The organism is Streptomyces sp. Ru62, from assembly GCF_002920615.1.
Lineage (GTDB): Bacteria > Actinomycetota > Actinomycetes > Streptomycetales > Streptomycetaceae > Streptomyces.
Window position 1 is genome coordinate 94,405 of sequence record NZ_PQSU01000016.1, and the last position, 13,964, is coordinate 108,368.

Below are 13,964 nucleotides of genomic sequence, written 5' to 3' on the forward strand. Positions count from 1 at the left end.
CCACCCGGCCGCTCCCGCCCCGGTCGCCGTACCGCCCCCTCGGCCCCGCACGCGCCACACCCCCCAGTCGTCGGACGGCCGCACCGGACCGGTGGACCGCAGGCCCATCCTGCCCCGGCCGCCGCTGCGCCATCCGGGCAACGCGTACGCCCGTCCGAAACGCCCGGCACCGTCCGGCACCTCCCTCCCCGCCCGTCTACCGCACCCGCCGGGACCCCGCAACACGAGTCAGGGGTCCGCGCGACACGGCCGGAGAACGCGAAACCCCGACCGCGCAGGCGGCCGGGGTCGGTACAGATCGGGTATCGGGACTCACGAACCCGTGGGCACGGAGTCAGTCGCCTCCGTCCACAGATCCTGCTCGGCGCGATCCGCCTGGATCTGGCGGTACACGAGGAGCCCGCCGATGGCGGCCAGTGCGACCAGGAGCAGCTTCTTCACCGCGCGACCTCGTCTTTCCTTGACGTAGGGGACCTCTGGCGCCCGACTATACACACCGACCGATATCGATCGGTGACCTGCGTCGGGGCCCAACTCCCGCCTCGGACAGCGGCAGAGGTTCCTCGCCCCCGTGCACCCGTCCGGGTGGTGTTGATCTGAACATCGACGCGCCACGGGCGTCGGTCCACCACTTCCCGCCCCACATACACATCATGAGGAAAGTACGCAAATCGCCCAACCCGAAAGTGAGGGGCCATGACCGCCCAGAACAAGGTCATGAAGCTGTGGACCGCCATCGTCACCGCCTTCCTCGCGCTGTGCACGGCGCTCGGACTCGTCTCCGCCACCACCACGACCGCCGCCGCGGCCGCACCCCGGACCGAGACCCCGAGCACCGACACCGGCACCGCGCACCGCACCATCCCGACGATCCCGGCGATGCGCCACCGGGCCTGGTCCCATGCCAGGGCCCTGCCCCCCACGATGAAGCAGCGGATCCGGGCCGAGGCCCACGGCAAGACCCCGGGCTGCCGGCACCGCGCCCTCGACGGGACACAGACGGAATCGCAGCCGTGGGTACCGGAGCAGACGGACACCAGGTCCCACGACCGGCACCTCTCGGACTCCCTCGACTGCTGATCCCTCCCCCACCGCTGTACCGCAACGTCTCGACCGCACGGCGACTTGCGTACGCACCAGTCGACACGAACAGACCCCCGGCCGGGTTCGGCCGGGGGTCTCGCGCTTTTCCCCGGTGGGTCATCCTCGTACGGCAACGACCCGCACCCCACGGAAAGGTGGTGAGCGCTGCCGTGAACCGGCGCGTCACCGTAGTCACCGCTGTCCACGGCCCGTCCGCCCGGTTCCTGGCGGACGCGTACACGTCGCTGTGCGCGCAGCGGCTGCCCGCCGGCTGGGAGTGGGAGTGGGTCGTCCAGGAGGACGGCACGACGGACGCGGTCCGCCCCCATGTCCCGGACGACGCCCGTGTGAGCTTCCGCCAGGGCCGGCCGGGCGGGCCCGGAGTCGCCCGGACGATCGCGCTGGCGCGGGCCCGGGGCGCGTACGTCAAGGTGCTGGACGCCGACGACCGGCTCATGCCGGGCGCGCTCGCCCGCGACCTGGCCGTGCTGGAGGCGGACCACACCGTCGGCTGGACGACGTGCCGCGTCCTGGACCTGCTGCCCGACGGCTCCACGGCCGCCTTCCCCGGCGATCCCGACGAGGGCCCCATCGAGCGCGGCACCGTCCTCGACCACTGGAAGCGGAACGACTTCCTGGCCCCGGTCCACCCGGCGAGCCTGTGCGTCCGGCGGGAGCTGCTCACCGCGCTGGGCGGCTGGATGGCGCTTCCGGCCTCGGAGGACACCGGCCTGCTGCTGGCGCTGGACGCGGTGAGCCGCGGCTGGTTCTCGGCGGAGCCCGGTCTGCTGTACCGCAAGTGGGAGGGCCAGGTCACGGGGCAGGCGGCCCATGTCGACCCCGCCGAGCGGGCGGCCCGCATGGCCGTCGCGGAGGCCCGGGCGCGCGCGCTCACCGCCTTCGGCTGGACCTTTCCACCGGCTCCTTCCGCCGCTGGCTGAGGACGGCCGTGCTACTCGTGCTGCTCGGTGAGGACGATCGCCTGCGAGGGGCACTTCTCGGCGGCCTCCAGGACCGTCTCCCGGACCCGCGGGTCCCCGACCGCGTCCGCTCCGCCGGCCCGTACGACGCCGTACCCGTCCTCGAACGCGAACACGGCCGGCGCCCGGTGCGCGCACTCGGCGGAGCCGTAGCACAGGGAACGGTCGACGGAGACCTTCATCTGTCCTCCAGTCCTGGGCGATGGCCTTCAGGCGGTCTTCACGACGTCACTGCCCGGCCGCGCGCCTCTTGAACCGGGCCGCCCGGCCACCGGGGGCGGGTTCCCGCCCGCCCGGCACCGGTCCCTCCCCTCGTGGGGACCGGTGCCGAACGGTGCGGGACTGTCGACCCGCGCCAAGTCGGCGGGGCGGCGCGGGTCGAAGAACGGGAACGGTTCGCGGGGCTGTGCGCGGGTCGGCGCGGCGCGATGCGAGGCGGCCGACTTTGACCGAGAACGTTCGGTGCCATGGGCTGTCTCTCCGAGCGCTGAGCCGGTGGCCTGTCCGGACGGTGTGTGACGGGTCCGCTACCGGGTTCGGATCCTGCCACCTGTCACCGCCGCAGAGGAGGTTCCGGTCTCCGGTCCGGCCCTTAACCGCAGGTCAGGCGTATAAGGTGAGTTTTCCGGTCCGGACGTCACACGCGGAGGAAAGTAAGGGGTGGGACCTTGAGTTCCGACTCAGGGGCACGCACAGCCTTCGCCGAACGCCTCGCGCTGCTGTACAAGGAGGCCGGAAACCCTCCCCTCAAGAGCGTCTCGGAAGCGGTCGTACGGCTCCAGCGGATCGATGAGCGCGGCCGGCCGGTACGGGTGTCCGCGCAGCGGATCAGCGACTGGCGCCGGGCCAGGAACGTACCGGCCCAGTTCGCCGCCCTCGCGGCGGTCCTGCAGATCCTGATCCCGGAGGCACGGCGGCTGCGTCCCGCCCCGGTCTCCGCCGGCCTGTACGACCTCGCCCACTGGCAGCGGCTGTGGGAGCTGGCCGTGGCCGGACCGGCCGGCGACCGGCCCGCGCCGCCCTCGGAGGAGAACCGGCGGCCACCGGCCCAGGCCCCGCCCGTCGCCGGTGGCGTGTGTCCGTACCGGGGGCTGGCGCCGTACCGGCGGGAGGACGCCCGGTGGTTCTTCGGCCGGGAACGGAGCACGAAGGCCCTCGTCGCCCAGCTCCGCGCGGCCGAGCGGTCCGGCGGGCTGGTCATGCTGGTCGGCGCCTCGGGAGCCGGAAAGTCCTCCCTGCTGAACGCCGGCCTGATCCCGGCGATCCGGGACGGGGCCCTGAGCGCGGGGGCGCAGGGCGGGCTCCCCCCGCCTCCGCACCCGGTCGACCGCTACGACCACCCCGGCGACCGTTCCACCGATCACCCCACCGACCACCCCGCCGACGGCTCTTCCGATCACCCCACACCCGACCACCCGGCCGACCCCTTGGACCCCGTCCTCCAGTTCGTCCCCGGTGCCGATCCGCTGGGTGAGCTGGTCCGCCGTGTCCCCGATCTCGCCGCCGTCGCCGCAGAGGCCCGCAGGGCCGAGCGGGAGGCGGCGCGGAACCCGGCGCTGCCGGGCTGCGACGCCCCGCACATCGCCCGGGCCGTGCGCGAGGCGGTCGCCGCCTGGGCGGACCGCGCCACGGGCCCCGACGACCGGCCGGTCGTCATCGTGGACCAGTTCGAGGAGGCGTTCACCCTCTGCGCCGACGAAGCCGACCGGCGCGTCTTCATCCACTTCCTGCACGCCGCCTGCACCCCGCCCGCCGGCGCCGCCGGACCCGCGCCCGTCCGGGTCGTCCTCGGTATCCGCGCCGACTTCTACGAGCAGTGCCTCGGCTACCCGGAACTGTCCGACGCGCTCCAGCACCGGCACATGGTGCTCGGCCCGCTGACCAGCACCGAACTGCGCGAGGCGGTGACCGGTCCGGCCAAGGCGGTGGGGCTGGAGCTGGAGCCGGGCCTCGCCGAGCTGATCGTGCGCGAGGTGAGCGCCGACGGCCCGCGCGGCGCGCACGACGCGGGCGTGCTCCCGCTGCTCTCCCACGCCCTGCTGGCCACCTGGCAGCGCCGGAAGGCCGGCCGGCTGACCCTGGCCGGGTACCGCGCGGCGGGCGGCATCCAGGGCGCGGTCGCGGCGACCGCCGAGCGCGCCTGGTCCGGGCTGGACCCGGCGGCCCGTGCCGCCGCCCGGCTCCTCCTGCTGCGGCTGGTCCGGCTGGGCGAGGACACCCAGGCCACACGCCGGCGCGGCACCCGGCGGCAGCTGGCGGAGGAGTCGTCGGACCCCGGCAAGACGGAGGAGTCGCTGGAGGCCCTGGTGCGGGCCCGGCTGGTGACGCTGGACGCGGACACCGTGGAGATCACCCACGAGGCGCTGCTGCACGCCTGGCCCCGGCTGCGGCACTGGATCGACGAGGGCCGGGGCGACCATCTGCTGCGCCAGCGGCTGGAGGAGGACGGCCGGGCCTGGGAGGACTCGGGCCGGGACAGCTCGCTGCTGTACCGGGGGTCGCGACTGGAGCAGGCCCGCGCCTGGGCCCGGTCGGCCGGGGACACGTACCTGACCCGGAGCGCGGTGGAGTTCCTGGCCGCCTCGGTGCGGCTGCGCAAGCGCTCGGTGTGGCTGAGCCGGGCCGCGGTGGCGGCGCTGGTGGCGCTGGCCGTGCTGGCGGCCGGTACGGCGGTGATCGCCTGGAAGCAGCGGGACGACGCCGTGTTCGAGCAGGTGCTCGCCGAGGCCGACCGTGTCCAGCACACCGATCCGTCCCTGGCCGCCCAGCTCGACCTGGTCGCGCACCAGCTCCGCCCCGGCGACGAGGGCACGTACAGCCGCCTGATCTCCATCGTGAACGCGCCGCTGGCCACCCCGCTGTCCGGCCACGCCGGCGCCGTCTACCTCACCTCCTTCAGCCCGGACGGCAACACGCTGGCGACGGCCGGCTACGACCGCACGGTCCGGCTGTGGGACGTGACCGACCCGAACCACCCGGCCCCGCTCGGCAGGCCCCTCACCGGCCACACCAGCTGGGTCAGCAGTGCCGTCCTCAGCCCGGACGGCCGCACCCTGGCCAGCGCCGGCGACGACGGCACGGTCCGGCTGTGGGACGTGACCGACCCCGCGCACGCCCGCCCCCTGGGCAGGCCGCTCACCGGCCACCAGGGCACGATCTACCTGGTCGCCTTCAGTCCCGACGGGCGCACCGTGGCCACGGCCGGCGAGGACCGTACCGTGCGGCTGTGGGACGTCACCGACCCGCGCCGGCCCGGCACCCTCGCGACCCTGCGCGGGCACAGCGCCGCGGTGCGCTGTGTGGCGTTCGGCCCGGACGGGCGGACGCTCGCGACGGGCGGCGACGACGACACGATCCGGCTGTGGGACGTCTCCGCGCCGCGCCGGCCCGAGCCGGTCAGGACGCTGCGGGGGCACACGGACCTCGTGCACTCGGTGGCCTTCAGCCCCGACGGGCGCACCCTGGCCAGCGGCAGCGCGGACGACACCATCCGGCTGTGGGACGTGACCGACCCCGCCCGCGCCGCGGCGGTCGGCTCGCCGCTGACCGGTCACACCGGCCCGGTCTGGTCGGTGGCGTTCAGCCCGGACGGCGGCCGGCTCGCCGCCGCGAGCGCGGACAGCACGGCGAGCCTGTGGAACGTCAGCGACCCGGGCTCCCCGTCCCAGGTCGGCGAGCCCCTGGCGGGCAGCAGCGGGGAGATGTACGCCCTGGGGTTCCGCCCGGACGGCCGTACCCTCGCCACCGGCAGCGGGGACGGCAAGGTGCGCCTGTGGTCGGTCCCGACCTCGGACATGATCGGCCGGAGCGGAGCGTTCCGCCCGGACGGCCGGGTGCTGGCCACGGCCGCCCGGGACGGCAGGCTGCGGCTGTGGAACGTGACGCGGCCCGGCCGGCCGGTGCTGCTCGGCGAGCCGTTCATGCGGGCCGACGGCGACCAGCGCTCCCTGGTGTTCTCCCCCGACGGCCGCACGCTCGCCGTCCTCACCGGCGTCCGGACGGTCCACCTGTGGGACGTCACCGACCCCGCCCACCCGGTCACCGCCGGACCGCCGCTGCGCCTGCGCACCCGCTTCATGGGCCCCGACGCGCTCGCCTACAGCCCGGACGGCCACACCCTGGCCACCGCCTACGACGACCGCACCGTCCAGCTGTGGGACGTGACCGACCCGGGCCGCCCGGCCCCGCTCGGCAGGCCCCTCACCGGCCACCGGGGCTACATCAACAGCCTCGCCTTCAGCCCGGACGGCCACACCCTGGCCAGCGGCAGCGCGGACAGCACGATCCGGCTGTGGGACGTGACCGACCGGGCGCACACCCGCCCGCTGGGCAAGCCCCTCACCGAGCACTCGGGGCCGGTCAACACGCTCGCCTTCGGCCCGCACGGCCACACCCTGGCCAGCGGCAGCGACGACGACGCGGTCCGCCTGTGGAACACCACCGACCCCGCGCACGCCGAACCCCTGGGCAAGCCGCTCACCGGCCACACCGAGGCGGTCACGTCCCTGACGTTCAGCTCCGGCGGCGACACCCTGGCCAGCGGCGGCAGCGACAACACGGTCCGCCTGTGGAACGTCGCCGACCCCGCCTCGGCGACCCCCATCGGCCAGTCGATGAGCCCCAACGCCAAGACGGGCAACTTCCTCATCTTCAGCCCGGTCAGCCACGTCCTCGGCGTCTCCAGCGGCACCGACACGGTCCGCCTGTGGAGCCTGGACGCCGACACGGCGATCCGGCACATCTGCTCGGTCACCCGGGGCGTCCTGACCCCCCGGCGCTGGCACGAGTACCTGCCGCGCCTGGGCTACGACCCCCCGTGCGGTCGATGATCGGCCAACCTGCGTAATTCCCCGCGGACTTGGCCCCACACAACCGACAACCTTGTTACCCTTGGCCATAGCCCGATCGCTGGTGCATCCCCCGTCGCCAGCGGTCGGGCCTTTTGGCACCCGTCCTACTCCTCCGGTTCCCACGCGCGGAGCAGGTCGAACAGACCCGCGTCTCCCTCGATCCGCAGGGAGTCCGCCGGGATGCGGTCGTACACGAAGAGAACCAGCTCACTGGCCGTGCCGCGAACGGAGACGCCGGCCGCGTGCGGGCCCTCACCGGCCGCGGCGACAGGCGGCGTGCCGGGCGCGGGGATACGGGTGGAGCGTGCGCCGTCGTCGTCGACCGTGAGGCGCCAGGAGCGGCCCTCGGTGGCGTCGAAGTCGAAGGCGGTGGGCTTGTGCGGCCAGGCACTCGTCGTTGCGACGCAGGTGAACAGGAACTCCTCGACACCGTCGAGTGCCACCTCGTCCGGCAGCGGCTCCGGGGCACCCACAGTGACCTGGGCGTCGTAGGTGTGCACCGCCATCTGCTGGAGCTGGTGCCGGGCGACGGCGCCACAGGTCTGCGGCGACTGCGACGCACCCCACCACGTCCAGCAACCGCGATCCGGGCCGGCCTCCCGCAACGCGTCCAGCAGCTGCTCCGTGGACTCCGCCAACCAGGCCGACAGGGCCTCGCGCTCCCGAGGCGCAGCCGGGGCGCCCTCCGCTGCGGACTTGGCCGGAGCAGGCCCCGCGGCGACGGTGGCGGCCCAGTCGCGGCGCCCCTCGCCGATGTGCTGCGCCAGATCGAACAGCGTCCACTCCGGGCAGGTCGGCACCTGCACGTCGAGGCTGGGCGCGGAGGCTACCGCGGCGCGGAAGGCGGTCGACCGTTCGTCGATCAGTCGCAACAGAACGGGGAACGCAAGTGTCGTCGTCACATGGACTCCCTATCACCGCGTTCCGGCCACCGGACAGTGATTTTCACAGCCGCCGCGGCGAACGCGCGGCACGGGCCGGACGCCCACTCGGCTGATGTCAGCCATGCATGCCAAAGACCCCCAGCCGGTATCGACTGGGGGTCTTCGTGCTGGTGGGGCTAACAGGATTTGAACCTGTGGCCTCATCCTTATCAGGGATGCGCTCTAACCAACTGAGCTATAGCCCCGCCGCGCTCTGCGGTGTGTGTCCCGCGCGCTGACTCCTGAAGATTAGCGCACGACCGCGCCAGTCCCAAAATCGGTTGTCGGGGAACCGTCAGAACGCCGCTGGTCCGGAGGTCACTCGTCCTCGGCCAGCGTCAGTTCGATGCCGCCCACGAACCCCGCGGAGAGGTTGTAGATGAACGCGCCGAGTGTCGCGAGCGCCGTGGCCAGGACCACGTCGATGACCGCGATGATCGCCGCGAACGTCAGGACGTGGGGGAGGGACAGGAACGCCTGGAGGTCGAAACCGTTCGCCTCGTTGGAGCCGGTCGCCTCCGAGATCGTCCCGCCGACCGTCGAGAACACGCCCATCGCGTCCATGACCATCCACAGCACCGCCGAGGCGACGACCGTGCAGATGCCGAGCGCGATGGAGAGCAGGAAGCTGACCTTCATCACCGACCACGGGTCGGCCTTGGCCACCCGCAGCCGCGCCTTGCGGGTCCGCGGCGCCGTCCGCACGCCCGTACGCGGCTTGCGCGTGGCACCGGCGGGCGCCTGCGCCGGATAGGCCTGCGGCGGGTGGTAGGGCCCGTCGGCCTGCTCCGGGCGCCGCTCCCCGGGAAGCGGCGACGCCGGCCGTGCCTCACCGGACGCGGCCGGGCCTCGGGTGTCCGTCACAGTTCCCCCCTGGGATCCAGACGTACGGGAAGAGTCCGTCTCGGACACCTTCACCGGCTTCAGGTTCGTCGTCTGCGGGTCGTGCGCGCCACCGGCGGGGGCACTCCCCGCCGGCAGCCCGTTCGCGGCGGAGCCACGGCCGCCGCCGTCCGTTTCCGTACCCGTGGAGGTACCGGCCGATCCGGCGCCCGTGGCTCCGCTCACGCTGACTCACTCCTCGTGCTACTCGGCCGAGGGTGCCTCACCCTCGTCCGTGCCGGTGGTCGCGGCACCCTCGGCGGTCTCGTCCACGGCCACGTCGCCGTCGACTTCCTCCGCCTCGCGCCCCGCTTCGGCGTTACGTGCGATGCCGACGACGGCATCGCGCTTGCCCAGATTGATCAGTTGGACGCCCATGGTGTCACGGCCCGTCTCCCTGACCTCGCTGACTCGCGTGCGAATCACACCGCCGGAGAGGGTGATCGCGAGGATTTCGTCGTTCTCCTCGACGATCAGCGCGCCGACGAGCGAACCACGGTCCTCCACGATCTTGGCGGCCTTGATGCCGAGGCCACCGCGGCCCTGGACGCGGTACTCGTCGACGGCGGTCCGCTTCGCGTACCCACCGTCGGTGGCAGTGAACACGAACGTACCGGGTCGCACCACATTCATCGAGAGAAGCTCGTCGCCCTCCCGGAAACTCATCCCCTTGACGCCGGAGGTGGCGCGGCCCATCGGACGCAGGGACTCGTCCGAGGCGGTGAACCGGATCGACTGCGCCTTCCTGCTGATCAGCAGCAGATCGTCGTCCGCCGAGACCAGCTCGGCGCCGATCAGCTCGTCGTCCGAACCGTCCTCGCGTTCCCGCAGGTTGATGGCGATGACACCGCCGGAGCGGGGCGAATCGTAATCCTTCAGTGGCGTCTTCTTGACCAAGCCCGACTTGGTGGCCAGCACCAGGTACGGCGCCGCCTCGTAGTCGCGGATCGCCAGGATCTCGGCGATCGCCTCGTCCGGCTGGAAGGCGAGCAGGTTCGCCACGTGCTGGCCGCGCGCGTCCCGGCCGGCCTCGGGCAGCTCGTACGCCTTCGCCCGGTACACCCGGCCCTTGTTGGTGAAGAACAGCAGCCAGTGGTGCGTGGTGGAGACGAAGAAGTGGTCGACGATGTCGTCTTCCTTCAGCTTCGTGCCGCGCACGCCCTTGCCGCCGCGCTTCTGCGCCCGGTAGTCGTCCGTCTTCGTCCGCTTGACGTAGCCGCCGCGCGTGACGGTGACGACGATGTCCTCCTCGGCGATCAGGTCCTCGATGGACATGTCGCCCTCGTACGGGATCAGCTTGGTCTGCCGGTCGTCGCCGTACTTCTCGACGATCGCGGCCAGCTCCTCGCTGACGATCCCGCGCTGGCGGACCGGCGAGGCGAGGATCTCGTTGTACTCGTTGATCTTCGCCTGGAGTTCGTCGTGCTCCTGGACGATCTTCTGCCGCTCCAGGGCCGCCAGGCGCCGCAGCTGCATCTCAAGGATCGCGTTGGCCTGGATCTCGTCGATCTCCAGCAGGTCCATCAGGCCCGTGCGCGCGACGTCGACGGTCTCACTGCGCCGGATCAGCGCGATGACCTCGTCGATGGCGTCCAGGGCCTTCAGCAGACCGCGCAGGATGTGGGCGCGCTCCTCGGCCTTGCGCAGCCGGAACCGCGTCCGGCGGACGATGACCTCGATCTGGTGCGTCACCCAGTGGCGGATGAACGCGTCCAGGGAGAGGGTGCGCGGCACGCCGTCGACCAGCGCCAGCATGTTGGCGCCGAAGTTGGTCTGCAGGTCCGTGTGCTTGTACAGGTTGTTCAGCACGACCTTGGCGACCGCGTCCCGCTTCAGGACGATCACCAGGCGCTGGCCCGTACGGGACGACGTCTCGTCGCGGACGTCCGCGATGCCGCCGATCTTGCCGTCCTTCACCAGGTCGGCGATCTTCTGCGCCAGGTTGTCCGGGTTCACCTGGTACGGCAGCTCGGTCACCACCAGGCACTGGCGGCCCTGGATCTCCTCGACCTCGACCACCGCGCGCATCGTGATGGAGCCGCGCCCGGTCCGGTACGCCTCCTCGATGCCCTTGCGGCCCACCACCAGGGCGCCGGTCGGGAAGTCGGGGCCCTTGATGCGCTCCATGAGCGCGTCCAGCAGCTCCTCGTGCGAGACCTCGGGGTTCTCCAGGTACCACTGGGCGCCGGCCGCGACCTCGCGCAGGTTGTGCGGCGGGATGTTGGTCGCCATGCCGACCGCGATACCGGCCGAGCCGTTGATCAGCAGGTTCGGGAAGCGGGCCGGCAGGACGGTCGGCTCCTGGGAGCGGCCGTCGTAGTTGTCCGTGAAGTCGACGGTCTCCTCGTCGATGTCCCGGACCATCTCCATCGACAGCGGCGCCATCTTGCACTCGGTGTAGCGCATCGCCGCCGCCGGGTCGTTGCCCGGGGAGCCGAAGTTGCCGTTGGAGTCCACCAGCGGCATCCGCATCGACCACGGCTGGGCGAGGCGCACCAGGGCGTCGTAGATGGAGGAGTCGCCGTGCGGGTGGTAGTTGCCCATGACGTCGCCGACGACACGGGCGCACTTGTAGAAGCCGCGCTCGGGGCGGTAGCCGCCGTCGTACATCGCGTACAGCACACGGCGGTGGACGGGCTTGAGACCGTCCCGGACGTCGGGCAGCGCACGGGACACGATGACGGACATCGCGTAGTCCAGGTACGAGCGCTGCATCTCCGTCTCAAGCCCGACGGGCTCGACACGCATCGCGAGTTCGCCGCCCTCTTCGGGGGTGACGGGGGTGTTCTCGTCGGCCATTGCTGGTGAGGATCCTTCCTGGTGCGGTCAGCTGAGACCGACTCAGATGTCGAGGAAGCGGACGTCCTTGGCGTTGCGCTGGATGAACTGGCGACGGGCCTCGACGTCCTCGCCCATGAGGACCGAGAACAGGTCGTCGGCCTGGGCGGCGTCGTCCAGGGTGACCTGGCCGAGGACCCGGTGCTCCTGGTCCATCGTGGTCACGCGCAGCTCCTCGGCGTTCATCTCGCCGAGACCCTTGAAGCGCTGGATCGAGTCCTCGCGGACGCGCTTGCCGCGCTGGCGGCCCATCTCGATCAGCGCGTCGCGCTCGCGGTCCGAGTAGGCGTACTCCACGTCGTCACGGCCCCACTTGATCTTGTACAGCGGGGGACGGGACAGGTACACGTGCCCGGCCTCGACCAGCGGCCGCATGAAGCGGAACAGGAAGGTCAGCAGCAGGGTGCTGATGTGCTGGCCGTCGACGTCGGCGTCCGCCATCAGGATGATCTTGTGGTAGCGGAGCTTCTCGATGTCGAAGTCCTCGTGCACACCCGTGCCGAAGGCCGAGATCAGCGCCTGGATCTCCTGGTTCTGCAGGATCTTGTCGATCCGGGCCTTCTCCACGTTCAGGATCTTGCCGCGGATCGGGAGGATCGCCTGGTACTGCGGGTTCCGGCCGGACTTGGCCGAGCCGCCGGCGGAGTCACCCTCGACGATGAAGATCTCGCACTTGGCCGGGTCGTTGGACTGGCAGTCGGCCAGCTTGCCGGGCAGCGACGCCGACTCCAGCAGACCCTTGCGGCGGGTCAGGTCACGGGCCTTGCGGGCCGCCACGCGCGCGGTGGCCGCCTGGATGCCCTTGCGGATGATGTCCGCTGCCTCGACCGGGTTGCGGTCCAGCCAGTCGTTGAGGTGCTCGTAGACCGCCTTCTGCACGAAGGTCTTGGCCTCCGTGTTGCCCAGCTTGGTCTTCGTCTGACCCTCGAACTGAGGCTCGCTCAGCTTGACCGAGATGATCGCCGTCAGACCCTCACGGATGTCGTCACCGGTGAGGTTGTCGTCCTTCTCGCGCAGCAGCTTCTTGTCGCGCGCGTACTTGTTGATGAGGCTGGTGAGGGCCGCGCGGAAGCCCTCTTCGTGCGTGCCGCCCTCGTGGGTGTGGATGATGTTCGCGAAGGAGTACACGCCCTCGGTGTAGCCGCTGTTCCACTGCATGGCGACCTCAAGGGACAGGCTCTTGTCCTTGTCCTCGGCCTCCAGCGAGACGACCGTGGGGTGCACCGCCTCTCCCTTGCGGGAGTTGAGGTACTTCACGAAGTCGACGATGCCGCCCTCGTAGTGGTACGTGACGGTCTTGACCTCGGCCTTCTCGTCCGCACCCGCCTCGTCCGCGCCGCTCGTGGCCTTCGCGGACTCGCGCTCGTCGGTGAGCCGGATCGTCAGGCCCTTGTTGAGGAACGCCATCTCCTGGAAACGCCGGGAGAGCGTCTCGAAGGAGTACTCGGTGGTCTCGAAGATCTCCGGGTCGGCCCAGAAGGTGACCGACGTACCCGTCTCCTCCGTCGCCTCGTGCTTGGCCAGCGGCGCCGTCGGGACGCCCATCTTGTAGTCCTGCGTCCAGCGGTGGCCGTCGGTCCTCACCTCGACGGCGACCTTGGTGGACAGCGCGTTCACGACGGACACACCGACACCGTGCAGACCGCCGGAGACGGCGTACCCGCCGCCGCCGAACTTGCCGCCCGCGTGCAGCACGGTCAGCACGACCTCGACGGCGGGCTTGCCCTCGGAGGGCACGATGCCCACCGGGATGCCGCGGCCGTTGTCGACGACGCGCACGCCGCCGTCGGCCAGGATCGTCACGTCGATGGTGTCGGCGTAGCCCGCCAGCGCCTCGTCGACCGAGTTGTCGACGACCTCGTACACCAGGTGGTGCAGACCGCGCTCGCCCGTGGAGCCGATGTACATGCCGGGCCGCTTGCGGACCGCGTCCAGCCCTTCGAGCACGGTGATGGCGCTGGCGTCGTAGGACGCGGAGGCCGCGGCGGACTCCGTGGCCTCGGCGTTCACGCCGGCGTCGGTGGACGGGATGTTCTCGTTGGGGTTGCCGGAATCGGCCACGAAGCGCCCTTTCTGGCACAGCACGAGCCGGGCTCGTCGGCAGGTTGCCGGAGCGGCTGCGGCATGTTGCGTTGGTAAGCCTTGATCAGCGTTGCTCAGCTTTTCCCGGGCGGTCCCCACGTTGGGGCGGGATTGTCTCCCAGTCTACCGGTAGCACTGACATCGATGGGGGTTTGCGGGCACCTGAGCTCCCATGTGCCGCCCTCAACCGGTCTGTGCCGGGTACCGATATACGGAAGGGGGCTCCAAGGGGCTCACAGCGGCACTCAGCGCTTCGAGCCGTCAACCGGTGGCTACTGGCGGGTCAGATGGCGGTCCGAGGCCGGTCCCCGGGGGTTCCGGGGCGC

9 protein-coding genes and 1 tRNA gene are annotated in these 13,964 nt (G+C 71.6%); 3 read left to right on the forward strand and 7 right to left on the reverse strand.

The features are described 5' to 3' along the window. Nucleotides 1–312: 312 nt before the first annotated feature. Nucleotides 313–441 (reverse strand): DLW-39 family protein, encoded by a 129-nt coding sequence (locus C3492_RS45145; RefSeq protein ID WP_003999697.1) that lies wholly within the window; start codon nt 439–441, stop codon nt 313–315. Nucleotides 442–696: 255 nt separating this feature from the next. Here C3492_RS45145 and C3492_RS22550 point away from each other — a divergent pair, with 255 nt between their 5' ends. Both C3492_RS22550 and C3492_RS22555 read left to right on the forward strand, forming a co-directional pair. Beyond that, nucleotides 697–1,080, forward strand: a complete 384-nt coding sequence (locus C3492_RS22550) for a DUF6344 domain-containing protein (RefSeq protein ID WP_103813569.1) — start codon at nt 697–699, stop codon at nt 1,078–1,080. 161 nt (nt 1,081–1,241) lie between these two features. Beyond that, on the forward strand, nt 1,242–2,024 hold the full coding sequence (locus tag C3492_RS22555; protein ID WP_258055825.1) for a glycosyltransferase: 783 nt from the start codon (nt 1,242–1,244) through the stop codon (nt 2,022–2,024). An 11-nt stretch (nt 2,025–2,035) separates the two neighbouring features. Here C3492_RS22555 and C3492_RS22560 read toward each other — a convergent pair whose 3' ends face one another. Next, a complete protein-coding gene (locus C3492_RS22560) occupies nt 2,036–2,245 on the reverse strand; it encodes a ferredoxin (RefSeq protein ID WP_103813571.1) in 210 nt (69 codons plus the stop codon). A gap of 486 nt (nt 2,246–2,731) precedes the next feature. Between C3492_RS22560 and C3492_RS22565 the strand changes: the two genes are divergently transcribed. After that, a complete protein-coding gene (locus C3492_RS22565; protein WP_103813572.1) occupies nt 2,732–6,892 on the forward strand; it encodes a WD40 repeat domain-containing protein in 4,161 nt (1,386 codons plus the stop codon). Between the two features lie 125 nt (nt 6,893–7,017). Here the strand turns inward: C3492_RS22565 and C3492_RS22570 are convergent, their stop codons facing one another. The 5 genes from C3492_RS22570 to gyrB all read right to left on the reverse strand — a co-directional run bounded on the left by C3492_RS22570 (nt 7,018) and on the right by gyrB (nt 13,641). After that, nucleotides 7,018–7,815: a maleylpyruvate isomerase N-terminal domain-containing protein gene (locus C3492_RS22570; RefSeq protein ID WP_103813573.1), complete on the reverse strand. Its 798-nt coding sequence runs from the start codon at nt 7,813–7,815 to the stop codon at nt 7,018–7,020. A 150-nt stretch (nt 7,816–7,965) separates the two neighbouring features. Further along, nucleotides 7,966–8,042 (reverse strand) — tRNA-Ile (locus tag C3492_RS22575). 112 nt (nt 8,043–8,154) lie between these two features. Then, complete coding sequence (locus C3492_RS22580; protein ID WP_181140500.1) at nt 8,155–8,904, reverse strand: DUF3566 domain-containing protein; 750 nt, start codon at nt 8,902–8,904, stop codon at nt 8,155–8,157. An 18-nt stretch (nt 8,905–8,922) separates the two neighbouring features. Beyond that, on the reverse strand, nt 8,923–11,517 hold the full coding sequence (gene gyrA / locus C3492_RS22585; RefSeq protein WP_103813574.1) for a DNA gyrase subunit A: 2,595 nt from the start codon (nt 11,515–11,517) through the stop codon (nt 8,923–8,925). Nucleotides 11,518–11,559: 42 nt separating this feature from the next. After that, a complete protein-coding gene (gene gyrB / locus C3492_RS22590) occupies nt 11,560–13,641 on the reverse strand; it encodes a DNA topoisomerase (ATP-hydrolyzing) subunit B (RefSeq protein ID WP_103813575.1) in 2,082 nt (693 codons plus the stop codon). Nucleotides 13,642–13,964: the final 323 nt, after the last annotated feature.

Bases quoted from the DNA above. Each gene is read 5' to 3' on its own strand.
- C3492_RS22550 (WP_103813569.1), top strand. From the start codon at position 697: ATGACCGCCCAGAACAAGGTCATGAAGCTGTGGACCGCCATCGTCACC.
- C3492_RS22560 (WP_103813571.1), bottom strand. From the start codon at position 2,245: ATGAAGGTCTCCGTCGACCGTTCCCTGTGCTACGGCTCCGCCGAGTGC.
- gyrA (WP_103813574.1), bottom strand. From the start codon at position 11,517: ATGGCCGACGAGAACACCCCCGTCACCCCCGAAGAGGGCGGCGAACTC.